Raw genomic sequence first — 22,123 nt, forward strand, 5'->3', positions numbered from 1 at the left:
TTACGCAGAACATTGTTCGTTATTGACTGGAATTCTTACCTCGCTTTCGCGAGGCGGCTCAAGCCGCTCAACCTTCGGGCTATCTAGGCGACGAACGACCTTTTCGGATTCTTGTGCAGCGCGACCGCATCGGCCTTGCCGCCCACCTGCGGGTAAAGCTCGCGCACCATCGGATCGTGACCGGGAATGACGCGATCGGGATGACCGGCAAGACGCTCGACGGTCTTCCAGCCCTCCATCATGTCGCCGACGTTGTAGACGATCGGGAATGGATTGCGCCGATGCATGTTGCCGTAATAGTGCGCGGCGTCGGAGGCGAGCACCACCGGCCCCCGCTCGGTCTCGACGCGCACCACCTGGAGACCATCGGAGTGTCCGCCGACATGATGCAACGTCACGCCCGGCGCGATCTCTTCGTCCCCGTCATGAAACACGACGCGATCGCTGAACACATGGCGCACCATCAGCGTCACATCCTCAGCGGAAAACGGATGCCGCAGCAGGCCATGGCACATGCACCGGCCGGTGGCGAAACTCATCTCACGATCCTGCAGGTGAAACCGCGCATTGGGAAAGCGATCGAGATTACCGGCGTGATCGTAATGCAGATGCGTGATCACGACGTCGCGGATGCTGCCGGGCGCAACGCCAAACAACTCCAGCGCATTCGCCGGATTGATGGTGAGATTGCGCGACCGTTCGCGTGCCGCGGCATCATTGAAACCGGTATCGACCAGGATGTCGCCATCCGTGCCGCGGATCAGCCAGACGAAGTAATCGAGATCGGTGCCTTCGTTGTGAACATCCGGGGTCAGATAGTTCTGATGCGGCTGGCGTCCCGTCATCGTCGCGTAACGGATGGCGTAAATTTCGTGATGATGGGCCAAGGCGTTCCTCGTCTGCTGTTGTTTTGCCGATACTCTGCACATCGGCAGCTATCGCGACAAGACGCGTGGAAAGTCCTACGCCAGCGCCGTGGAATAGATCGTCATAGCGCCGATCCCGATGGTGACGACACCAACAACAGCCTGAAGCCCGCGGTTGGCCCAAGTCAGCCATCGCGCCGAGACGGCGAGCGGCACTGCGATCACCGTCGACAGTGCTCCCATCCCGAGCATTGAGCCAATTCCGAACAGCAGGACGTAAAGCAGGCCGTAGACCGGATTGGCGAGTTGCGTGACCACAAGAACCAGCAGCGCGGCCGAGCCAGCCATGCCGTGCATCAGCCCGACCAGCAGCGAGCGCCACCGGAATCCATGGTGATGATCGTGACTGCTGCGCTGGTGCGGAACGGACTCCGCCGCATGGCTGTGCAGATGAAGGTGCGCAGTGCCGTCGCCGTGCCGATGCCGATGGAAATGCACCCGGTCGCGCCACAGCCGCCACAGCACATGCGCGCCGAGCCCAACCAGCATGACGCCGACGGCGGTTTCCAGTGGGCGCGCCAGGTGTTCGGGGATCGCATGGCCGAGCAGAATTGCCGCGCCGGCGAACATGAACAGGGTGATGGTGTGACCGAGCCCCCAGGTCAGCCCATGCTTGACGATGTCAGTGACGCTCGATCGCCGGGCCGCGATGCTGGACACCGCCGCGATGTGATCGGCCTCTAACGCATGCTGCATGCCAAGAAGAAAGCCGAGGCCCAGAATTCCGAACATTGGTGTGGCGATCTCATCTCTGAACCGGCAGTGCACGCTGGCACGCACTGTATGATGTTGTCAATAAATCCTCATACATCAGGCCAATCTGCGCGGAGTCGTTCGCCCCGGAGCCAAGGGCAGCGGCGAAACGTCCCGTTGTCCGGCGAGACGCATTGCAGGAACATGAGCGGTATTTTGCTGCGTAACGACACCCAAAGCGTCGCCAAGAGACGACGCAATCCAATAATCCCGGGAGGATCTGACGTGAACCTGAAATTCGGCTGGTACGCTTTATTTGCATTTGTGGCGGGCTCTTTCGCCGTGGCCGGTCAGGCCCGGGCTCAAACATGGCCGGAGAAGCCGATCACCTTCGTCGTGCCGTTCGCAGCCGGTGGCGGCACCGATGCCTTCGCCCGCCCGCTCGCCGCCCAGCTCGATACGCAACTGGGAACACGTGTGTTGATCGAAAACCGGGCAGGCGCCGGTGGAACCGTAGGAGCCTCGCAGGCATCCAAGGCCGTGCCCGACGGCTACACCTTCTTTGTCGGCGCGGCGCATCACGCCATCGCCCCGGCGATCTACCCCAATCTCGACTACAATCTTGAAAAGGATTTTGTCCCGGTGGCGCTGATCGCGCGGCCGCCGCAGGTGATCGTCGTCAATCCTGACAAGGTTGCCGCCAAGACGCTGCCGGAGTTCATCGCCTATCTTCACGCCAATCCGGACAAGCTGAACTACGGCTCCGCCGGCACCGGCACCACGCATCACCTCGCTGGCGAATTGTTCAAGATCGTGACCAAGACGCGCATTCAGCATGTGCCCTATCGCGGTGCCGGACCCGCGATGCAGGATCTGGTCGCCGGCCATGTGCCGCTGGTGTTCGACGGGCTCGGCTCATCGGCGCCGCAGATCCGCAGCGGGCAGTTGCGCGCGCTTGCCGTCGCAGCCCCGAAGCGGGTCGCGGCCTTCCCTGATGTCCCCACTGCTGCGGAAGCAGGCGTGCCGGGTTACGAAGTTTCGACCTGGTATGGGGTGTTCGCACCGAAGAATACGCCGCCAGCGGTTGTCGAACGCATGACCAAGGAACTGCAGAAGGCGATGCAGACGGCGGCGATCAAGGAGGCGTGGGAGCGCAACGGCTCCGACGTTCCCGACGTCACGGGCGCGGCGTTCGGTGCGATGGTGGCTGCGGAAACCGTGCGCTGGCAGAAGGTGGTCACCGAGGCGGGCGTCAAGCTGGACTGACCGGCACAAGGCGTTTCACACGTACATACAATCGCCGGTTCAGCATGTGCTGGACCGGCCATGCGCGGTAATCTCGGATGAACGGTCCCCGGACTGTCCGAGGTGAATGGCGATCCCGGGAAGACTCGAACTTCCGACCTACGGTTTAGGAAACCGTCGCTCTATCCGGCTGAGCTACGGGACCGGTCTCTGTCTCTCGCCGAAGATGAACTGCGAGAGCTTAAAACTTTCGCAATTCCATATCAGAGGGCGCGCACGACCGCTACCCCGGCTGAACGCGATGCCAGATCCTTCGGGGAAACTCAGGATAGATCCGCGCCTGAGACGACCGTCGCAAGACGACGTGGCGCAGGGGTATGCCGGCGCAGGCGAAAGCCCTTCAAAATCATCCGCAGCGCATGCCAATGGATCGCTGCGATCACCGTAACCGTCAGCATGGGATGACGTATCATCAGGTGCAAAAGAGACCTGTCGCTCAACGGCAGCTTCGATCCGGCAAGCGACGCAACGATAATTGGCCCTTGCCGATCTTCGCCTCGAACGGTGACTTTGACCTTTTCTGCCGGCAGGTCCACGCGGAAGGCATAACTCATATCCATGTCGAGAAACGGCGAGACAAAAAAAGCCTTGGCGCATCGCTGTTCGACAGCCGCGCCGCCCGTTTGCTTACATGGAATGATGTAACTGTGCCGCTCACCGAACGTATTGTGGACTTCATAAATGATGACGGCCAGCGATGCATCGGGCCGATAACAGAAGTACACACTGAGAGGATTGAAGCCGTAACCGAGGATTCGCGGCATGCAGAGCAGTTCAATCCTGCCTATTTCAGCCGTCATTCCTGATGCATTCAGCAACTCCTCGATCTGAACGCGAAGTGCCGTACCGCTGCCGTTCCCGTGATCGGCGTCATAAAAGCTCGTCAGATTAAACCGGTTATGGGAGAAGGATTTCAGCCTGCCAGCGATCGTACCTATCTCATCGAGGTCGAGCAGCATCCAGAACGCGCCGTAACGCAGTTTATGGACGCGCGGCCTCAGGCGATGGTGAAATACATCTCCGACATAGAGCCTCGAATTGATCGTCATACCGCCATCTCGACGGAGTTGCGGGCGCCTGCACCGAGGAAAATGCGCCCTGATTCATTCTCCACGCGCCAGGGCCGCCGCACGTGTCCCAACGCTTCGGCCACGGCGAGTCCCGACTGCAGCGCGTCCTCATGAAAGCCCGCACCGAAGTAGCTTCCGCAGAACCATGTATTGCGATTGCCCTGCAACGACCAGAGCTGCTGCTGCGCCCTGATCGCATGTGAATCGAACAGAGGATGTTCATAACGTTCGCTATGCCAGATTTCACGAGGCTCGCGCAGAGGGTTAAGCGTTACAAACCAATGCTGGCTGGTGGGAATATTCTGTAGCGCATTCATCCAGTAGGTCACCATCGGGCTCTCGAGCCCTTCCTGATCTGCCCGACCAATGTAGTTCCAGCTCGACCACGCAACCCGCCGCTTTGGCATCAGCGCCGGATCGGAATGCAGGACAGCGCGGTTGACGCTGTAGCGGAAAGCGCCGAGCAATCCGCGCTCCTGTTCATCGGCGTCGGAGAGAATTGACAGCGCCTGATCCGCATGTGCCGCAATCACGACAGCATCGAAGCTGTCGGTGTTTCCGTCACTATCCCGAATTTCAACGCGGTCGCCGCATCGCCGGATCGACCGCACACCAGTGGACGGGCGAATGCGATCGGCATAACGCCGCGTCAGGGCTTCGACATAGACACGGCTGCCACCCACCACAGTCCGCCATTGAGGCCTGTTACGGATCTTCAGCAATCCATGATTGTCATGAAACCGGATAAACGATGCTGCGGGATATCCCAGAATGCTGTGGGCCGGAGCCGACCAGATCGCACCCGCCATGGGCAGCAAATGGTCATTTCGGAATGCGGCGCCATAGCGGCCGGCGTCAAGATAGTCCCCGAGCGTTGTATGGATTCCATCGAGCAAGACAAGATCGCGCGGTGCCTCACGGTAAAATCGCTGAAGATCGTTCAGCATCGACCAGAAGCGCGGACGCAGGACGTTGCGCGGCTGGGCGAACAGGCCTGCGAGCTTCCCGCCGGAATATTCCAGATTGCCGTCGGCAAGCGACACGGCAAACGACATCTCCGAAACCTGGGTCGGGACGTTCAGATGATCGAATAGAGCCGTCAGATTGGGATAGGTCACTTCGTTGTAGACAATGAACCCGGTATCGACCGCAACATCGTCTGCCCCTCGCCTTACGGTGACGGTATTGGAGTGGCCGCCGATACGGCGGTCCTGCTCGTAAACGGTCACATCATGGCTCTCGCTGAGCAACCAGGCAGCGGAGATACCTGCGACACCTGTCCCGACGATGGCTATGTTTTTCCTGCTACTATCGCGTCCCATCCTGCAATTTTTCCGTCCCGTTATCGCAAACGATGAGGTACCCCGGAGAAATTCGCGCTTGGAATGAAACCAAACACGGCGGGGGTCGTATCGTTTGCTGTGCACAGCATTGTTAGAGTGATACGCGCGAGGCAAGCGCGGGTTTCAGCAAACGGGACGGCACCGCGCAGAAGCGCAGGGCCGACTCGTTCGGCCGCATTACGGGCAACTCCAGGCCAAAAACCTTCAGCCCGTCAACGCCAAAAAGCCCATAGAATAGTAGAGGTTACGTGTAATGACCGGCCTTAACGCTGTCGCGGCCCTCGGCACGCTGGCGGTCATATTATCCCTCATCATGGCTGGCGCCTGGCTGGTCTGGCGACAATCCGGGAATTCGGGCTGGATCGATATGATCTGGACGTTCGGCCTCGGGGGGCTCGGTTGTGGCAGCGCCCTGCTGTCACAGACCGGCAGCGAGCGCAGGCTCATCGTTGCATCATTGATTGTCCTTTGGTCACTCCGGCTGGGGCTGCATATTGCACACCGTACCACGAAAATTGTGGATGATCCCCGATATGCAATGCTCGCAAAGGATTGGGGGCAGGATGCACGGCGCCAGATGTTCTGGCTCCTGCAGAAACAGGCGCTGGTGAGCATTCCCCTGGCGTTCTCGATGCTCCTGGCAGCTTCGAACCCCGCTCCCGGGTTACGCGCGCAGGATATTGCGGCGATCCTGATCTTTGCTGTTGCCATTGGCGGCGAAGCTCTCGCCGACGAACAATTGCGCCGCTTTCGGGCCCTTCCGGAGAACAAAGGCTCGATTTGCGATACCGGCCTGTGGGGATGGTCACGTCATCCCAATTACTTCTTTGAATGGCTAGGCTGGCTCGCCTATCCGCTCTTTGCGATCGACTTCGGCGGAGATTTCCCGTGGGGATTTGCCGCTCTTGCCGGCCCCATCTGCATGTACTGGCTGCTGGTCCACGTATCCGGCATTCCTCCACTGGAAGAACACATGCTCAGGCGGCACGGATCGAAATTTCACGACTATCAGTCGAAGACCTCTGCCTTCTTTCCATATCCCAGGCATGACGCGAGGATGCTGTGAGCCTGACACAAGCGACCATCCGCATTGGCGAGTCCGTGCCGTGGCCCGACGCATTGAGCCGAGCAGTCATCAGCCAGCTTGTCGGGCGAACAAGGCGATCCCTTTTGGCAGCCCCAACCGATGACGCCGATTTTGCGCGCGGCATGTCTGTCTACCCTGTGGCGGTGCATACCGACGACGCGAACGCCCAGCATTATGAAATTCCGGCGGAGTTCTTCGCGTTGATCCTCGGGCCGCAGCGAAAGTATTCGTGCTGCCTCTATGAAAGCGATACGAGTTCGCTCATCGACGCCGAAGAAAACGCACTGGGCGTCACGGCGGAGCATGCCGTGCTACGTGACGGCCAGCGCATTCTTGAACTGGGCTGCGGCTGGGGATCGCTTTCGCTCTGGATGGCCCGGCACTATCCCGCGTCACGCGTCGTATCCGTATCGAACTCGCACTCACAGCGTCAGTATATTTGCGATCAGGCGCGAAAAGAGGGCCTGCCCAATCTCGAAGTCATAACATCCGATATGAACGAATTTATTCCGTCCGGACAGTTCGACCGCATCGTCTCCATCGAGATGTTCGAGCACATGGCTAACTGGCGGCCGCTTCTGGAACGGCTGAGAAAAGCCCTGAAGCCCGACGGAAATCTTTTCCTGCACGTGTTCAGTCACCGCTCGGCGTCTTATCGCTTCGACGCCGCCAACCGCGCCGACTGGATCGCGCAACATTTCTTTACCGGCGGCATCATGCCAGGTCATTCGCTGATCCGGCAATTCCCAGACATCTTTTCAGTCGATGCCGAGTGGCGCTGGAGCGGGACGCAATACGAGAAAACCGCCAACGACTGGCTTGCGAATTATGACCGGAACGCTGACGCGATATTTGATATTCTTCTGCGCGTTTACGGCACCGAGGCACACATCTGGCAACGACGCTGGCGGTTGTTTTTTCTCGCAACCGCCGGATTGTTCGGTCATGCCCGCGGCGAGGAATGGGGCGTCAGCCATTATCGGCTTCGGCCCGCCGGATAGCGCCTAGCCCGCGCTGTAACCCAGCCACGAACTGCCGAGACGCGTGAGCAGGCAAGACACCGCTGCCGCTGCGCCGGTTGCGATTGCTCCGTATACGACATCCACGATCACGATCTGGAGCGACCAGTTGCGGAGGGTGGCATAATTCGTCAGATCGTACGTTGCATAAGCGATTGCCCCGAATAGCAGACCCAGCACCAGAGCGGTGCCGACTGACCCTGAGCGCAGTCCCGGAAGCACCGCAAATACCAGGATGCCTACTGGATACATCGCGTAGAACGCGACAGCAGGCCCGAGACGAACGTCGGCCAAAAGAATATCGCCAAGCACCGGTTTATAGAGAGCCGGTCCCATAGTGCTGAGCCAGACAGCGTCAGCGGCACCGAAGACAAGCAGAGCGCAGAGATATCCCACAACATAGACCATGCATTCACCTTCGCGTTTGCAGCATCGTTCAGATACGGCATTTCGAGCCGTCTGGTTTCGGTCACACATGATGCCTGATCGATATGGCTTTGCCCGGAACGCACTACCGCCATCCGCATAGTTCGGCGTGATGCATCGTCGCGCGGCGAAACCCGGCCGTCCGGTATGAACTCGCCCGGGCATGACACGCCAAGATTTTGGTCGGCGCAATGGCTGAACCCCGGATGAACAGCAAGAGCGCCTAAAACTTTCGCAATTCCATACCAAACCCGCGCGCAGGCTTCGCTGCCTTGTAACCGTCATGACGAAACACTAGTCTTTCGCACTGGGCGGGCGTTCGACAGGAGACAAACGATGGGTTTGCTCGACATTCTCAACGGCATGCAAAACGGACCTCGCGGGCCAAGCGAACCGAGCGCATCGGGTGAAAGCAGCGGCGGGATGTCGCCGATGACCATGGCGATCCTTGCGCTTCTTGCCTACAAGGCCGTCAAACACATCAGCGGTGGCCAGCAGGGCACAGCCCCCGGCGCGCCCGCGCCATCGACACCAACCCCATTGCCCGGCACCACGACCGCCAGCACCGGCGGTCTCGGCGGCGCGCTTGGCGACCTGATGAAAGGTCCGCTCGGAGGCGCACTCGGCGGACTGCTGGCAGGCGGCGCAGCCGGAAGCGTCCTGAGCGGCGGGCTGAACGATCTGCTCAAGCAGTTTCAGGACAAGGGCCACGCCGAGACGGCAAACTCGTGGGTCAGCCCCGGCCCCAACAAGCAGATCTCACCCGGCGACCTCGCCTCCGCGCTCGGTGCGGATCAGATCAGCACGCTGACCTCACAGACCGGTTTGTCACGCGACGAACTGCTTGCGGGTCTCGCAAGGCAGTTGCCCGACGTCATCAATCAGCTGACGCCCGACGGCCGGTTGCCGACAGAAAAAGAAGCAGCGCGCTGGATCTGATCGGCGTCACGAAGGACGTGGAGCGATTTTGCTCGCTCCACGCTGACCGGCAAACGACTCCTTGAATTTTAAGCACGAAGGATTCCAGCAATGCTCTATGTTCTGATCGTCGGACTGATCGCGGGTTTTCTTGCGCGGCTCTTGTCACCCGGCCCGAATAATCCGACAGGCTTCATTCTGACGATTGTCCTCGGCATCGCCGGCGCGTTTCTGGCGACCTTCGTCGGTCAGGCGATCGGCCACTACGCTCCGGGCCAGGGCGCCGGATTCATCACCGCCACCATCGGCGCGCTGGTGGTGTTGTTCATCTGGAACCGGCTGGTTGCGCGCGGGATCGTCTCCGATCCCGGCAACAAGGTCTGAGCGGAAGTTTCATCTTCCGCTCAGGATGGCCCGGTCACCGTTTGGGCAGAATGGCCGATCCGAGATGTGCGCCAGCATCGATCCGCACGATCTCTCCGGTCATGCTGCGTGACGCTGGACCGGCAAGGAAGCAAACGAGCTCGGCCACATCGTCCGCCGTTGTTGCGATCTGGAGCGGCGACTGCTCCGTCACCATCTGGCGAATCTTTCCGGCGAGTTCGGGACCTCGCCCCTTGGTGAACCAGGGCGTATCGATGTAACCGGGACAAACGGCATTGACGCGGATCAGCGGCGCGAGCGCGCGTGACAGAGACAGCGTGATGCTGTTCAGCGCGCCCTTGCTTCCGACATAGGCGACCGACGATCCGATCCCCGCGACACCCGCGATCGATGAAATGTTCACGACAGATGCCGTGCGGGCAGAATGCTTCGCGCCGGCCTCCAGCAAAGCGCGCGACGCGCGGATCATCTGAAACGGACCGATGGTATTGACAGCGTAGATGCGCTGGAAGTCTTCCGCCGAGAGTCCCTCGAGATCGCCATGATCGACATGCTTGGTCATGCCGGCATTGTTGATCAGGCCATCGAGCCTTCCCCACGGGGCCGCGGCGGCCGCGATCTTCCTGCAATCCTCGTCGCGCGAGACGTCGCCCTGCACGACCACGACCTCGGCTGCACCCGCGCTCCGGCATTCATCCGCAGTCTGCTCGGCCTCTTTCTGGCTCGAGGCGTAGTTGATGACGATGCGCGCGCCCTGCTTCGCCAGCAGCAGCGCGGACGCCGCGCCGAGGCCCGAAGCAGAACCCGTGACGATTACCGACAATCCATCCTTGGCCATTTCGTATCCTTCTTGGAAAACCATTTTTGCGCGCGCAATCTAACGACCAATTTCAGGCCGTGACAGCGATTTTCAGGCCAACACACCGCAGGAATGGCAGATGCGCAAACGCCAGCCTCAGGCGGTGATGTGGAAATCAACGCCGCCGAGGCGGAACGACTCTGCCGTTACCGCATGCCCCCGCGCCTGTGCCGCACGCAGCACCGCGGCGGGATCGCGGACACGAAACGTCAGCCCGCTCATGATCTCGTTCTCGCCTTCAACGACCTTGATGCTGCAATTGACAAGATCGATCCCGCTGCCGCTGGCCGGAATGCCAATGATGCGGCCCCAGTGATCCGCAAGCCCGCGCGGATCGGGGCTGGTGAGAGTGACCTCGGTCAGCGCAAGGGTCACATCATCGCGGATCGCCGTGTGCCAGTCAGGCCCCGCCGGCGGATAGGGACCGCGAATGTTGTCGCTGTTCGCGGTGTGATTGAACTCGATGAAGGCCGCGCGGCAGTCGCGCGGATGAAGCTGAACCCCGAGATAGGGCGCGCGATCGATCACGTGAGAGGTCCGCACGCCGATGGCTTCGGCATTCTTCTGCCGCTCGCGCGGATCGGCACAGGACAGGATCGCCATGTAGCCGCCCCGCCCGCCGGTCTTGTCGATGAACCGGCCGGCAGCAGTGCCACCCTGAAACGGCGCCACGACTTCAAGCAGGATGGTGTCGACCGGAAGAAGTGCGTTTTCCAGGCCGTAGCGCGCAACATTGGGATCGCGGTAACAGACGGTCAGGCCCATGATCGCGGCGATGTCGCCGACCACCGGTTCAAGATGCGGCACAACGAGGCAAATCTGCCGCAGCCTTGTCGCATCCGTCATTCACGCATTCCCATTCTGATGTCCAAGCGTGATCTTGTCGGGTCCCGACTTGTCGGGATCAGGCCCTAGCGTCCCTTGAACACCGCGGAGCGTTTTTCCATGAACGCTTTGGCGGCTTCCAGATGATCCGCCGTTTCGCCGCATCGGGTGTGATGCGCCGCTTCAGCGTCGAAGCAGGCTTCGAGCGACAGGTGCTCGGCATTGTTGATGTTGCGCTTGATGTAGCCGAGCGTCACGGTCGGCCCCTGCGCCAGCGACATCGCGAGCGTAGTCGCGGCATCGGCGACCTCTGCATCCGGGACAACCTTCGTGACCATTCCGAGCGCAAGCGCTTCCTGCGCTGTGAGAACAGGTGACATCAGATACAGCTCACGCGCCTTGGCGCTGCCGAGCATCTGCGTCAGGAAATACGTGCCGCCGTAGTCGCCGGAAAAGCCGACCTTGGCAAAGGCCGTCGTGATTTTTGCAGATGCCCCGGCGACGCGCAGATCGCAGGACAGCGCAATGGAGAGACCCGCTCCCGCCGCCGCGCCATCGATCTGCGCCACCACCGGCTTTGGCAGTTCATGCAGCAGCCGAGAGATTTCCATGCCCTTGCGCAGATTGGCGCGCTTCACCTCATAGGTGAGCTCCGACTTGTTCTCGGCCATCGACTTGACGTCGCCGCCGACGCAGAAGGTGCCGTTGGCGCCGCGCAGAAGCACAGCCCGGACTTCGGTGTCGTCCGCCGCCCGCCGCACCGCCTCGATCAGATCTGCCGACATTTCGGCGTTGATCGCGTTGCGCCGTTCGGGCCGGTTCATGGTGATGGTCAAGAGACCGCGATCGAGGCTTTGCAGAATCGTACCGGGCATGGCGATTTCCTGTGTTGGATCATCAGCAGCGCCGGACAAACCGGCGCCGCCGATCGATCTACTTCTTGATCAGGGGGCAGCGCGACGCGTCGAGCGACTGGAAGGCCTGATCGCCGGGGATGGTCGCCAGCAGCTTGTAATCGTCCCACCGCGCCTTCGATTCCGACGGCTTCTTCACCTCGAACAGATACATGTCGTGCACCATGCGTCCGTCTTCCCGGATCTTTCCGTTCTTGGCGAACATGTCGTTGATCGGCGTCGACTTCATGACCTTCATCACGGCTGCTGAATCGGTCGTGCCCGCCTCCTTCACCGCCTTGAGGTAATGCGTGACCGATGAATAGACCCCGGCCTGCGCCGAGGTCGGAACGCGCTTGACCTTCTCCATGAAACGCTTGCTGAACGCGCGGGTGTCGTCATTCAGGTCCCAGTAGAACGCTTCCGCCAGCACGAGGCCCTGCGCGGTCTCAAGCCCGATGCTGTCGATGTCGGTGATGAAAGCCAGCAGCGGCGACAGCTTTTGTCCGCCCTTCATCAGGCCGAATTCAGCGGCCTGCTTGATGGCGTTGATGGTGTCGCCGCCCGCATTGGCGAGACCCACAACCTTGGCTTTCGATCCCTGTGCCTGCAGCAGAAAAGATGAGAAGTCCGACGTGTTGAGCGGATGCTTGACGGTGCCGAGCACCTTGCCGCCCATCTTGGTGACGACAGCGGAGGTATCCTTCTCGAGATCCTGTCCGAACGCATAGTCGGCCTGAAGGAAGAACCAGGTATCGAGTCCGGTCTTTACAGCCGCGAGGCCGGTGGAATTTGCCTGCCCGAACGTGTCGAAGACATAATGCACGGTGTAGGGGCCGCAGGCCTCGTTGGTCAGACGGACCGACCCCGGGCCGTTGAACATGATGATCTTGCCCCGCGCCTTGGCGATCTCGTTGGCCGCCAGCGCGGTCGCAGACGCCGCGACATCGACGATCGCCTCAACGCCCTGATTGTCGAACATGTCGCGGGCAATGCTCGATGACAGATCGGCCTTGTTGAGATGATCCGCTGCGATGATCTCGATCTTGCGGCCCAGCACTTCGCCGCCGAAATCCTCCGCGGCCATTTTCGCCGCCGTCTCGCTTCCGGTGCCGGTGATGTCGGCATAGAGGCCGGACATGTCGAGGATCGCGCCGAGTTTCAAAGGCGGCTTGCCTTGCGCCATCGCGGCGGTTGAGCCGATCACGAGCGCAGATGACACGAGGCTTGCGAGGATTTTCTTCAATGTTGTCTCCCGTTGTCGATGGCGCGCCTTCCCCGGCGGCATCTTTGGTTGCTTTCATCATGGCGCAACCCTGACATCGCGGCAAGCAACCGCCCCTGCAAATGCCATCGGTCGACGCGCGTGCGGCTTGACTCACACGTGTCAGCCGCAACACATTCCGCAGGTCGAAACTGGTTTGGTGCCGAACTCGCTTCGGCGTGCCCGCAAGGCCTGACAGCGTGGTGATGAACCGCCGCATCCCGATCACATTCTGCTGCGCGGTGCTGCTGACCGCGGGCAGTGGCGGCAGCCTTCGCGCCGCATGCGAGTTCGCGCTTCAGGGCGAAGGCCGCGTCAGCGGCGTGCTCGACATGCGTACGTTTCGTCTCGGCGACGGACGCGAGATACGTCTCGCCGGCATCGAGCCCGCAGGGGACATACGCGCGCGCGGGAAGGAAACTCTGGCTTCCCTGATCGATGGCCGCGATGTGACACTGCGCAGCTCCGACGACGGGCCGGACCGTTATGGACGTCAGCATGCCTTCGTCTTTCTGAAAGACATGGAGACGCCGATCCAGTCCGAACTCCTGGTGCGCGGTGAAGCGCTCGCGTCGCCTGTCACGGACAGATCATGTTCCACCGCGCTGCTGACCGCCGAGGCTGCCGCCCGCGCCGCGAGGCGCGGCATTTGGGCCAGTTCCGCTGCCATAAAAAACGCGGAAAGCACCGACGATATTTTGACGGGAGTTGGACGTTTTACCGTGGTGGAAGGAACGGTTTCATCGGCCCGTTTGGCCGGAGCGGTATTTTACGTCAATTTCGGGCGGCGATGGACACGGGACTTTGCCGCGACTATTTCAAGGCGCATGATGCCGGCGCTGGAAAGCGCCGGGATCGACCTTAAGTCTCTGAAAAACAAGAGAGTTCGGGTTCGAGGCTGGATCGAGAAGCGTGGCGGGCCAAGGATCGAGGTCACCTACGCGGGGCAGATCGAGGTAATTGCTGCGGCGGACGTGGCCGCGAACGGCACGATGCCGAGGGACGAGGGCAAATAGCGGCGTGGCGATACCTGCCAACCGACGCGAAACCAGGAACCTCAGCCGCGTTTTTGCGGCCGCTTCGCTGTGCGCGTCATTGGCGCTGGGCGCCTGCGGAGACCTTGGCCGGTTCCAGACCGCGTCAAGCCCCGGTTTCGCTCCCGTCAAACCGAACAAGCCCGCGGCCCAGACGCCGGCCACCGAGCGCGAACACAGCCGCATCATCTCATCCTACGGCGGATCGTATGACGATCCGCGGCTGGAAGCGCTGATCACCAAGACCGTCGATCGCCTTGTCGCGGCCTCCGAGCGGCCTGATCTCACCTACAAGGTGACGATCCTGAATTCCGGCGCGGTCAACGCCTTCGCGCTTCCGACCGGGCAGCTCTATGTCACGCGCGGCCTGATCGCACTCGCCAGCGATACGTCCGAATTGTCTTCCGTACTCGCCCACGAGATGGCGCATGTGCTCGCCAAGCATGCGGCAATCCGCGAAGACCAGGCCAAGCAGGCCGCCGTGGTCACCCGCGTCGTCGCCGATATGGGCAATGACCCCGATATGAACGCGCTGGCGCTGGCCAAGACCAAGCTGACGATGGCGAGCTTTTCGCGCGCACAGGAATTCGAAGCCGACGGAATCGGTGTCGGCATCTCGGCGCGCGCCAAGTTCGATCCGTTCGGCGCGGCGCGCTTCCTCACCGCGATGGAACGCAACGCAGCGCTCAAGGCCAGCCGTGCGCCGGCCGATCCGCGCTCGCTGGACTTCCTGTCGTCACACCCGGCAACGCCCGAGCGTGTCCAGAATGCGCAGGCCAACGCACGGCAATATTCATCGCCCGAAGCCGGCGAACGCGACCGCGACACCTATCTCTCCGCCATCGACAATCTTGTCTATGGCGAAGATCCCAGCGAAGGGTTTGTGCGCGGACGCCGCTTCCTGCATCCCAAACTTGGCTTCACGTTCCAGGTGCCGGACGGCTTCGTGCTGGAGAACACCGCGCAGGCCGTCGTTGGCGTTCGCGAAGGCGGCACCCAGGCGATGCGCTTCGACGTGGTGCGCGTCCCCGCGGAGCAGTCGCTTGGCGACTATCTCAATTCCGGCTGGATGGAGAATGTCGACAAATCCTCAACCGAGGACACGAGCATCAACGGCTTTCCGTCCGCCACCGCGACGGCCAGCGGCGATCAATGGCAGTTCAGGATTTACGCCCTGCGTTTCGGCAGTGATGTCTACCGCTTCATTTTCGCGGCGAAGAAGAAAACACCCGAGGCCGATCGCAGCTTCCGCGAAACGGTGAATTCATTCCGGCGTCTGACGCTTGCCGAGATTCAGGCCGCGCGGCCGCTGCGGATCAAGATCGTGACCGTACAGCCCGGTGACACCATTGAATCGCTGGCGTCCCGGATGCAGGGCGTCGATCGTCCGGTTGACCGGTTTCGCGTTCTGAACGGTTTCGACAGCCGCTCAACGGTGAAGCCGCGCGATCGCGTGAAGATCGTCGTGGATTAGGCATGATCCCGAAAGTGAGACCCGGCGTTGTGACAACGTCACGCCCTGACAAATAATTCTCCATAAAAAAGCCCGGCTCCAAGGCCGGGCTTTTCATTTCAATTGTTGTCGACGAGATCAGGCCGCTTCGTCGGCCGATACCGAGTCATCTCCCTCGTCGCCCTCATCAGCGTCGTCGGAAACTGCGTCGGCGCCCGCATCGGCATCAGCCTTGGCTGCGCCGCGGCGGGGGCTCTTGGCGAGATTCGACTCGATCTCCTTGACCGCCTCGGTTTCCGTCACGTGCTGAACGACGGCGATTTCGCGCGACAGGCGATCGAGCGCCGCTTCATAAAGCTGACGTTCGCTGTAGGACTGCTCTGGCTGCGACTCCGAACGGAACAGGTCGCGGACCACTTCGGCAATCGCGACGATGTCGCCCGAATTGATCTTTGCTTCGTATTCCTGCGCACGGCGCGACCACATGGTGCGCTTGATGCGCGCACGGCCCTTCAGGGTTTCCAGCGCGCGCTTCACCAGCGAGGGATCCGACAGCTTGCGCATGCCCACATTGGCGACCTTCGCCGTCGGCACCCGCAGGGTCATCTTGTCCTTGATGAAGTTGATGACGAAAAGCTCGAGCCGCGCACCCGCGATTTCCTGCTCTTCGATCGCAAGAATCTGGCCGACGCCATGCGCCGGATACACGACGAACTCGTTGGTCTTGAATCCCTGACGCTGGGTCAGCGGCTTCTTCGGCTCTTCCACGCGCGGTGCGGCCGCAGCCGGCTTCGCGGCGGGCTTGCCGGCAACGGTCTTGACAGGAGCCTTGGCGACAGGGGCCTTCGACACCGTCTTCGCAGGCTTCGCAGCGGACTTTGCCGGGGCCTTCGCAGACGGCTTTGCAGTTTTTTTGTTGGGCATTGTGCTTCTTTTGTTTTTTGAGGTTGGGGCGGATGCGCGAGCATCCTTTTTCGGCGCGCTGCGAATCGCAGACGCCTTCTTGGTGCCCTTATCCTTGGAACCCTTGTCTTTTATTTTGGAGTTCTTTTTGTGACGCAATTTGTCTGACACAGCGCCTTTGCGTGGAAACGCCACGCCCCTGTTCAATGGTTTCTCGGGGAACCCGTCAGTCCTAACCGGGACACAAAAATGGGGTTCGGCTCTTGAATGTGCCCAAAATAGCACATTTCCCGCAAAAATCAATGATTTATGCCCTGCGACGCCTTCCGGACGGCGTCCGGCAGGCCCTCATCGCTGGGTAGGGTTAAAAGTTAGCCGTGCCGGGGGGCGGCGTCAGCAAGCCAGATCAGTCGCCTGAGCCCGGATTGGCAGAAAAATATTTGTCGAACTTGCCCTCGACGCCGTCAAATTCCTTGGCGTCGTCGGGCGCGTCTTTCTTCTGGGTGATGTTGGGCCAGGACTTGGCGTATTCCGCGTTCACCTCCAGCCACTTCTCCAGGCTGGGCTCGGTGTCGGGCTTGATCGCGTCCGCCGGGCATTCAGGTTCGCACACACCGCAGTCGATGCATTCGTCCGGATGGATCACCAGCATGTTCTCGCCCTCGTAGAAGCAATCCACGGGGCAAACTTCCACGCAGTCCATGTACTTGCACTTGATGCAGTTTTCAGTGACGACGTACGTCATCCAAAGCTCCGGAAGGTCTAAATTTTCAGTTTGGCGTAGCGCAGGATGTGCATCGCCGCAAGGGAAGTTCTGCCCGTAATGAGAGGCAACTAGTTACTCGGGAGGCGTTTGTAAATCAGCGTAGATTGCGCGTCCCGCAGCCGCATCCCCTCGCCGGTCCACGAATCCGGTGATCTTGAGCACACGAACCCGGCTGTCGAGCACGATGGTGAGGACGTCGTCTGCCTTCACCGCATGTCCCGGTGACGTCTGGCGCATACCGTTGATGCGAACGCGCCCTTTTGCGACCAGAGCCGCGGCATCGACCCGGGTCTTGACGATCCGCGCGTGCCACAGCCACTTGTCGAGGCGCTGACGATCCAAATTATTCCTTGCGGTTGCCCGCAAGCTGCTCCTTGAGCGCCGCCAGCTTTGCAAACGGCGAGTTCGGATCGGCGGGACGATCGCGCTCGCGCGGCGTGGCGCTGGTCGCGTAGGTGCGATGCGAGCCGCCGCTGCGGTCGCGGTCATCCTTGCGCCCGTCGCGGCCGCGCTTGTCGAACTTGCCCTTGCCGCGCTCCTGATTGCGGTCCTTGCCCTTGAAGCCTTCGCGCGGACGGCCGCCCTTGTCGTCACGCGGCGGGCGCGCCTGCGCGGCATCTGCGCCTTCCGCGGCAACCGCCGGAGCGTCGGGGCGTGGCCGGCGATGCTCGTTGTTACGGTCGCGGCGATGGCGGCCATGACGCTCGCGCTTGTCATCGCCGGAAGCGGCTTCACCTTCGGCTGCGGGAGCGGCGGATTTATCCGGCCCCTTGTAGCGGCTGCGATCATGACGCGGACGGCGCTCGTCCGAACGTCCGCCCGGCCGCCAGACTTCGACCAGGACCGGTTCTGCAGAAACCGGCGCCTCAGTCGCAGTCTGATCGGATGCAACGTCGCCAGCAGGCGCTTCAACAGCCGCTGTTTCAGTGGCTTCGGTGACAACGGCCGGCTCGGAAGATGTCTCAGCGGCGGCTTCCGCCACAGGTTCTGAGGTTTCCGATGGCGGCGCGAAGTTCACTTCAGGCAAGCGCGACGCGGATGTATCCGCAGGAACGGATTCGGCAGAGGGCACCGCCTCAGTCGTCGCGTCGTTCGTAACATCTGCGATCGAATCGGTTGCCGCGGCAACTTCGGGCTCGGCAACGACCGCTTCGGAGACCGAAGCGGTGTCCGCTGTTTCAGCCGTCGCATCAGCCACGGTTTCCGCAGCGACTGGCGGCGCGACAACCTCCGGCAGCGGCGGACGCTTCTCCATGCGATAGCCGAGCGCCTTCAGGATCGAGGCAAAATCTTCGCCAGCGGAGCCCGTGAGCGATGTCATGGCCTGTGTCGCCGTGAACGAGCGGCCGTCGAACGCGCCGGCCGGCTTGTCGCCGGGCGAACCAGGACGCCACGACAGCGCAGGGCGAATAAGATCCGCGAGACGTTCCAGAATATCGACACGCACCGCGCGGTCGCCGCACAGCTTGTAGCCGAGCGTGCGGTAGGCCTCCTGATCGAGCGCCTTGTCCGCCGGGAACGAGGTACGGCCGCTTGCCGCCAGATGCTGCGCACCGGTCAGTGCCGACCAGTCCACGTTGTCGCGCTTCAGTCCCCACAACAGCGATGCCAGACCGCGCGCGGCCGGCTTCAACAATGCGGGGAGAAAAATGTGATAGGCGCCGAACCGCACGCCGTACTTGCGCAGGCTCGCGCGCGACGGCTGATCGAGATCCTTCATCTCGGCAGCGATCCTCGGCCGCTCCAGCACGCCGAGCGCCTCGATCAACTGGAAGGCGATGCCGCGCGCGATGCCGGTGACATCCTCCGCCTTCGACAGTTCGAACATCGGCCCGAGAATTTTTTCGATATGCGTCTTCAGCCACAGATCGAGCCGCGTCTGCACGGCCTCGCGTGACGGGCCAGTCAGCCGTTCGTCCGCAATGATGCGGATACGCGGATGCAACGCATCGTCGGCCGCGACAAGCTTGGCGACGGCGTCGCCGGTCCAGCGCAGCGTTCCATCGGACGCCAGCACGAACTGTTCGTCCGGTGCCTTTGAAAGCTTTTCGGCGCGCGCATCGATTTCACCGGCCAGCGCCTTGAGCGCCGCGGCCTGCAAGGCCTTCGCATCGGAGCCCGCTTCAGCGGACTCCGGCGCGAACATGAATCCGTCGAGACGGCCAATCATATGGCCCTCTACGATCACTTCGCCCGTCTTCCCAATCTCAGTATTCAGCATCGTGTTTTCCCGCAAGCGCCGCATCAATACACTGGTCCGGCGATCAACGAAACGCTCAGTTAGCCGTTCATGCAGGGCATCCGACAATTTATCCTCGACGGCGCGGGCAATTGCCTGCCAGCGCTCGGGGTCCACCAGCCAATCGGGACGATTTGCCGCGAATGTCCAGGTCCGTATCTGGGCAATCCGGGCCGATAACGTGTCGATATCGCCGTCTGTGCGGTCAGTTTGTGCGATCTGGGCCTCAAACCAGTTGTCCGGAATACGGCCCTTCCGCATCAAGAACCCATACAGCGTGGTGACAAGTTCGGCATGGGCGGCCGGCGACAGCTTGCGGTAGTCGGGAATCTGGCAGGCTTCCCAGAGCCGTTCCACGGCCGCCGCGCCCTTGGCCATATCCCGAACATCTTCATCACGGGCCGCATGGTCGAGCACGCGGATGTCCTCGGCGATCGGCGCGCGGGTCAGGGCTTCATGGTTCGGCGTCAGCGCCAGCGAGACCTGGAGCGCGCCCAGCGAGGAGAAATCCAGCCGCGCGTTCCGCCACTGCAACATCTTTACGCTGTCGAACGTGTGGTTCTGAAGCGCATTGACCAGTTCGGGCTCGAACGGCGCACAGCGCCCGGTGGTTCCGAACGTCCCGTCGCGCGTCGCGCGGCCGGCGCGGCCTGCGATCTGCGCGAACTCGGCGGGTGTCAGCCGGCGGAACTGATAGCCGTCGTATTTGCGGTCCGACGCGAACGCCACATGATCGACATCGAGATTGAGGCCCATGCCGACCGCATCGGTGGCAACGAGATAATCGACATCGCCGGACTGGAACATGTCCACCTGCGCATTTCGGGTGCGCGGCGACAATGAGCCCAGCACAACGGCAGCGCCGCCGTGCTGACGCCGGATCAGTTCGGCGATGGCATAGACTTCATCCGCCGAGAACGCGACGATAGCAGTTCGCCGCGGCTGCCGGGTGATCTTGCGGTCGCCGGCGAATTCGAGTTGCGACAATCGCGGCCGGGTGACGATGTTCACGCCAGGCAGCAGCCGCTCGATGATCGGCCGCATCGTGGCCGCGCCAAGCAGCAGGGTTTCGTCCCGTCCGCGCCGGTTCAGAATCCTGTCGGTGAAGACGTGACCGCGCTCGAGATCAGCCGCGATCTGGATTTCGTCGACGGCCAGAAACGACACATCGAGATCGCGGGGCATCGCCTCGACGGTGGAGACCCAATAGCGCGCATGAGGCGGCTTGATCTTTTCTTCGCCGGTGATGAGCGCGACCGCGCCCGCTCCGGCCCGCGCGGCGATCTTGTTGTAGACCTCGCGCGCCAGGAGACGCAGCGGCAGACCGATGATGCCCGACGAGTGGGCCAGCATCCGCTCGATGGCGAGATGGGTCTTGCCGGTGTTGGTCGGGCCCAGCACCGCCGTAACACCGGCTCCGGGGGCGCGCTCATTCGAAAACAGCGGAACGGAAGACGACAGAGGCATAATCGAGAGGTCCGCATGACGCACACGACGCGGACGCCGCAGCAAGTTTGAAGGAAGTGTCTCACAATGCGACGCTTTTCGCGCCGCGACTTAAGGTTTGGAACGGTTAAGGAACGAAAGAAGCCCGAATCGCTGACTCGCAGTGAGTCTGCCCAGATCGCCTCAACATGTCGCACAAACCAATAGATGGCGATACTAGATGAAGTTTGAAGATGCTCCGCGCGCGGCCAGATTTGAATGAAATCGTTAAATCCGGAGTCGAATCGGATTGGCCGGAGAGTCAACACGATTCACGGTGAGATTCGTTCCTGAATCATCCTCGCGGCGGTCAATGCTGGCCGGGTTTGTCAGTTCGTCTTGGCCGTCTTCTGCACCGAGATGAACTCCGTCGCCTCGATCATGCCGGTGCCGAGCGGGGTCGGAATTGTAATTCTGAAAGGCGCCAGCACCCGCGTGCCGGCGATGGGCGCAAACCATATTTCCATGTTGCGCTGGGCGGCCACGTACTTGATCGAGGCGCGATCCGGGACGTAGCCCGCGATCGGCGTGAAGTAGACGGCACAGACCACAACCGGGCCGTGATAGCCCTTTTCAGCCTTCACAGCTTCCATGCGCTTGTATTCAAGGCGCAGATCGTAGCGCATCCTGCCGTCGAATACCGACAGCGTCTTGCGGCAGGCCTCGGGGCCGACCGGATCACCGGTGCCCGCAACCTTCAGCAGCGCACCCGTCATCGGATCAAGAACATTGCGGCGATGCGCCTCGGTGACCGGAATCCGATCCGGATTCTCGTCGGGCTTCGGCTCGATGGATGAATCCTTGATATTGCCGCCGCCCAGCGTGATGCGGATGACTTCCGCCTTTTTTCCGTAATTGACCGTCGAAATATAGCTCAGCGGCGCGAACTGGCCCGCTGTGATGCGTCCCTGCGAGGTGCCGGTGCCATTGCCGCCGCCGATGGATTTCATCAATCCGGTGGTGGCGCCGCTGACGGCTGCCGAATACTGATCCTCGGACACATCGACGACCCAGGCGCCCTTGCCGATCGGAAGGCCCGCGAGCGTTGCTTCATACTTGGCGTCCAGACGGCCCTGGGCGCTGGCCGGGCAGGCAGACATCGCCAACAGGCCCGCTACGGCCACAATACCCAGACAAAGCTGGGTTTGGGCGGTCCGGGAGAGCATCCAAGAAAGCTTTGGGAACCGGGGCATTGCCGACGAAATCCTGCTGACCAGCGATTGACCGGAGC

General features: G+C 61.5%; 21 protein-coding genes and 1 tRNA gene. 7 read left to right on the top strand and 15 right to left on the bottom strand.

Annotation, left to right across the window (positions count from 1 at the left end):
- Positions 1-83: 83 nt before the first annotated feature.
- Together ACP7AL_RS03685 and ACP7AL_RS03690 are read right to left on the bottom strand one after the other, a co-directional pair.
- The gene (locus tag ACP7AL_RS03685) at positions 84-845 is read right to left on the bottom strand and encodes an N-acyl homoserine lactonase family protein (protein WP_425990012.1); all 762 of its coding nucleotides are present in this window, start codon (positions 843-845) and stop codon (positions 84-86) included.
- Positions 846-962: 117 nt separating this feature from the next.
- Positions 963-1,658, bottom strand: a complete 696-nt coding sequence (locus tag ACP7AL_RS03690; RefSeq protein WP_425988993.1) for an urease accessory protein — start codon at positions 1,656-1,658, stop codon at positions 963-965.
- A 246-nt stretch (positions 1,659-1,904) separates the two neighbouring features.
- On the opposite strand from ACP7AL_RS03690, the gene ACP7AL_RS03695 reads away from it, so the two are divergent.
- Entirely contained in the window at positions 1,905-2,885 is a 981-nt protein-coding gene (locus tag ACP7AL_RS03695; protein WP_425988996.1) for a Bug family tripartite tricarboxylate transporter substrate binding protein, read from the top strand.
- Positions 2,886-2,992: 107 nt separating this feature from the next.
- On the opposite strand, the gene ACP7AL_RS03700 is transcribed toward ACP7AL_RS03695, so the two are convergent.
- The 3 genes from ACP7AL_RS03700 to ACP7AL_RS03710 all read right to left on the bottom strand — a co-directional run bounded on the left by ACP7AL_RS03700 (position 2,993) and on the right by ACP7AL_RS03710 (position 5,316).
- A tRNA-Arg gene (locus tag ACP7AL_RS03700) sits at positions 2,993-3,069 on the bottom strand.
- A gap of 118 nt (positions 3,070-3,187) precedes the next feature.
- Positions 3,188-3,973, bottom strand: a complete 786-nt coding sequence (locus ACP7AL_RS03705; RefSeq protein ID WP_425988998.1) for a DUF1365 domain-containing protein — start codon at positions 3,971-3,973, stop codon at positions 3,188-3,190.
- On the bottom strand, positions 3,970-5,316 hold the full coding sequence (locus ACP7AL_RS03710) for an NAD(P)/FAD-dependent oxidoreductase (RefSeq protein ID WP_425989000.1): 1,347 nt from the start codon (positions 5,314-5,316) through the stop codon (positions 3,970-3,972). The genes ACP7AL_RS03705 and ACP7AL_RS03710 overlap by 4 nt, the downstream gene beginning before the upstream one ends.
- 274 nt (positions 5,317-5,590) lie before the next feature.
- Between ACP7AL_RS03710 and ACP7AL_RS03715 the strand changes: the two genes are divergently transcribed.
- Positions 5,591-6,403, top strand: coding sequence for a DUF1295 domain-containing protein (locus tag ACP7AL_RS03715; RefSeq protein ID WP_425989003.1), 813 nt, complete (start codon positions 5,591-5,593; stop codon positions 6,401-6,403).
- Complete coding sequence (locus ACP7AL_RS03720; protein WP_425989005.1) at positions 6,400-7,425, top strand: SAM-dependent methyltransferase; 1,026 nt, start codon at positions 6,400-6,402, stop codon at positions 7,423-7,425. Before ACP7AL_RS03715 ends, ACP7AL_RS03720 begins: the two co-directional genes overlap by 4 nt.
- Before the next feature lie 3 nt (positions 7,426-7,428).
- On the opposite strand, the gene ACP7AL_RS03725 is transcribed toward ACP7AL_RS03720, so the two are convergent.
- A complete protein-coding gene (locus tag ACP7AL_RS03725; RefSeq protein WP_425989008.1) occupies positions 7,429-7,851 on the bottom strand; it encodes a DUF2177 family protein in 423 nt (140 codons plus the stop codon).
- A gap of 354 nt (positions 7,852-8,205) precedes the next feature.
- On the opposite strand from ACP7AL_RS03725, the gene ACP7AL_RS03730 reads away from it, so the two are divergent.
- A complete protein-coding gene (locus tag ACP7AL_RS03730; RefSeq protein WP_006022406.1) occupies positions 8,206-8,808 on the top strand; it encodes a YidB family protein in 603 nt (200 codons plus the stop codon).
- 90 nt (positions 8,809-8,898) lie between these two features.
- Positions 8,899-9,171 (top strand): GlsB/YeaQ/YmgE family stress response membrane protein, encoded by a 273-nt coding sequence (locus ACP7AL_RS03735; RefSeq protein ID WP_425989012.1) that lies wholly within the window; start codon positions 8,899-8,901, stop codon positions 9,169-9,171.
- Between the two features lie 34 nt (positions 9,172-9,205).
- Here the strand turns inward: ACP7AL_RS03735 and ACP7AL_RS03740 are convergent, their stop codons facing one another.
- The 4 genes from ACP7AL_RS03740 to ACP7AL_RS03755 all read right to left on the bottom strand — a co-directional run bounded on the left by ACP7AL_RS03740 (position 9,206) and on the right by ACP7AL_RS03755 (position 12,934).
- Positions 9,206-10,009, bottom strand: a complete 804-nt coding sequence (locus tag ACP7AL_RS03740; RefSeq protein ID WP_425989014.1) for an SDR family NAD(P)-dependent oxidoreductase — start codon at positions 10,007-10,009, stop codon at positions 9,206-9,208.
- A gap of 117 nt (positions 10,010-10,126) precedes the next feature.
- Positions 10,127-10,876 (bottom strand): hypothetical protein, encoded by a 750-nt coding sequence (locus ACP7AL_RS03745; RefSeq protein WP_425989017.1) that lies wholly within the window; start codon positions 10,874-10,876, stop codon positions 10,127-10,129.
- A 65-nt stretch (positions 10,877-10,941) separates the two neighbouring features.
- Positions 10,942-11,730, bottom strand: a complete 789-nt coding sequence (locus ACP7AL_RS03750) for an enoyl-CoA hydratase (protein WP_425989020.1) — start codon at positions 11,728-11,730, stop codon at positions 10,942-10,944.
- A 58-nt stretch (positions 11,731-11,788) separates the two neighbouring features.
- Positions 11,789-12,934 (bottom strand): ABC transporter substrate-binding protein, encoded by a 1,146-nt coding sequence (locus tag ACP7AL_RS03755; RefSeq protein ID WP_425990014.1) that lies wholly within the window; start codon positions 12,932-12,934, stop codon positions 11,789-11,791.
- Between the two features lie 284 nt (positions 12,935-13,218).
- Here ACP7AL_RS03755 and ACP7AL_RS03760 point away from each other — a divergent pair, with 284 nt between their 5' ends.
- Both ACP7AL_RS03760 and ACP7AL_RS03765 read left to right on the top strand, forming a co-directional pair.
- A complete protein-coding gene (locus ACP7AL_RS03760; protein WP_425989022.1) occupies positions 13,219-14,028 on the top strand; it encodes a thermonuclease family protein in 810 nt (269 codons plus the stop codon).
- Positions 14,029-14,032: 4 nt separating this feature from the next.
- Positions 14,033-15,520: a M48 family metalloprotease gene (locus tag ACP7AL_RS03765; protein WP_425989024.1), complete on the top strand. Its 1,488-nt coding sequence runs from the start codon at positions 14,033-14,035 to the stop codon at positions 15,518-15,520.
- A 117-nt stretch (positions 15,521-15,637) separates the two neighbouring features.
- Here the strand turns inward: ACP7AL_RS03765 and ACP7AL_RS03770 are convergent, their stop codons facing one another.
- The 5 genes from ACP7AL_RS03770 to ACP7AL_RS03790 form a co-directional block, all read right to left on the bottom strand.
- Positions 15,638-16,423 carry a CarD family transcriptional regulator gene (locus tag ACP7AL_RS03770; protein ID WP_425989027.1) on the bottom strand — a complete coding sequence of 262 codons (786 nt, stop codon included), beginning with the start codon at positions 16,421-16,423 and terminating at the stop codon, positions 15,638-15,640.
- A 385-nt stretch (positions 16,424-16,808) separates the two neighbouring features.
- On the bottom strand, positions 16,809-17,147 hold the full coding sequence (fdxA, locus tag ACP7AL_RS03775; RefSeq protein WP_006022415.1) for a ferredoxin FdxA: 339 nt from the start codon (positions 17,145-17,147) through the stop codon (positions 16,809-16,811).
- A gap of 93 nt (positions 17,148-17,240) precedes the next feature.
- Positions 17,241-17,510, bottom strand: a complete 270-nt coding sequence (locus tag ACP7AL_RS03780) for an RNA-binding S4 domain-containing protein (protein ID WP_425989030.1) — start codon at positions 17,508-17,510, stop codon at positions 17,241-17,243.
- Position 17,511: 1 nt separating this feature from the next.
- Complete coding sequence (locus ACP7AL_RS03785) at positions 17,512-20,874, bottom strand: helicase-related protein (RefSeq protein ID WP_425989033.1); 3,363 nt, start codon at positions 20,872-20,874, stop codon at positions 17,512-17,514.
- Between the two features lie 347 nt (positions 20,875-21,221).
- A complete protein-coding gene (locus ACP7AL_RS03790) occupies positions 21,222-22,058 on the bottom strand; it encodes a DUF3108 domain-containing protein (RefSeq protein WP_425989035.1) in 837 nt (278 codons plus the stop codon).
- Between the last annotated feature and the right edge of the window lie 65 nt (positions 22,059-22,123).

Source organism: Afipia sp. DC4300-2b1 (genome assembly GCF_049895725.1).
In the GTDB taxonomy this organism is placed as follows: Bacteria; Pseudomonadota; Alphaproteobacteria; order Rhizobiales; family Xanthobacteraceae; genus Afipia; species Afipia broomeae.

What these genes read in the sequence shown, in the direction of transcription:
- ACP7AL_RS03685 (WP_425990012.1), bottom strand. Translation starts at nt 845, where the DNA reads ATGACGGGACGCCAGCCGCATCAGAACTATCTGACCCCGGATGTTCAC.
- ACP7AL_RS03690 (WP_425988993.1), bottom strand. Translation starts at nt 1,658, where the DNA reads ATGTTCGGAATTCTGGGCCTCGGCTTTCTTCTTGGCATGCAGCATGCG.
- ACP7AL_RS03705 (WP_425988998.1), bottom strand. Translation starts at nt 3,973, where the DNA reads ATGACGATCAATTCGAGGCTCTATGTCGGAGATGTATTTCACCATCGC.
- ACP7AL_RS03710 (WP_425989000.1), bottom strand. Translation starts at nt 5,316, where the DNA reads ATGGGACGCGATAGTAGCAGGAAAAACATAGCCATCGTCGGGACAGGT.
- ACP7AL_RS03715 (WP_425989003.1), top strand. Translation starts at nt 5,591, where the DNA reads ATGACCGGCCTTAACGCTGTCGCGGCCCTCGGCACGCTGGCGGTCATA.
- ACP7AL_RS03725 (WP_425989008.1), bottom strand. Translation starts at nt 7,851, where the DNA reads ATGGTCTATGTTGTGGGATATCTCTGCGCTCTGCTTGTCTTCGGTGCC.
- ACP7AL_RS03730 (WP_006022406.1), top strand. Translation starts at nt 8,206, where the DNA reads ATGGGTTTGCTCGACATTCTCAACGGCATGCAAAACGGACCTCGCGGG.
- ACP7AL_RS03735 (WP_425989012.1), top strand. Translation starts at nt 8,899, where the DNA reads ATGCTCTATGTTCTGATCGTCGGACTGATCGCGGGTTTTCTTGCGCGG.
- ACP7AL_RS03740 (WP_425989014.1), bottom strand. Translation starts at nt 10,009, where the DNA reads ATGGCCAAGGATGGATTGTCGGTAATCGTCACGGGTTCTGCTTCGGGC.
- ACP7AL_RS03745 (WP_425989017.1), bottom strand. Translation starts at nt 10,876, where the DNA reads ATGACGGATGCGACAAGGCTGCGGCAGATTTGCCTCGTTGTGCCGCAT.
- ACP7AL_RS03750 (WP_425989020.1), bottom strand. Translation starts at nt 11,730, where the DNA reads ATGCCCGGTACGATTCTGCAAAGCCTCGATCGCGGTCTCTTGACCATC.
- ACP7AL_RS03755 (WP_425990014.1), bottom strand. Translation starts at nt 12,934, where the DNA reads ATGGCGCAAGGCAAGCCGCCTTTGAAACTCGGCGCGATCCTCGACATG.
- ACP7AL_RS03760 (WP_425989022.1), top strand. Translation starts at nt 13,219, where the DNA reads ATGAACCGCCGCATCCCGATCACATTCTGCTGCGCGGTGCTGCTGACC.
- ACP7AL_RS03770 (WP_425989027.1), bottom strand. Translation starts at nt 16,423, where the DNA reads ATGCCCAACAAAAAAACTGCAAAGCCGTCTGCGAAGGCCCCGGCAAAG.
- fdxA (WP_006022415.1), bottom strand. Translation starts at nt 17,147, where the DNA reads ATGACGTACGTCGTCACTGAAAACTGCATCAAGTGCAAGTACATGGAC.
- ACP7AL_RS03785 (WP_425989033.1), bottom strand. Translation starts at nt 20,874, where the DNA reads ATGCCTCTGTCGTCTTCCGTTCCGCTGTTTTCGAATGAGCGCGCCCCC.
- ACP7AL_RS03790 (WP_425989035.1), bottom strand. Translation starts at nt 22,058, where the DNA reads ATGCTCTCCCGGACCGCCCAAACCCAGCTTTGTCTGGGTATTGTGGCC.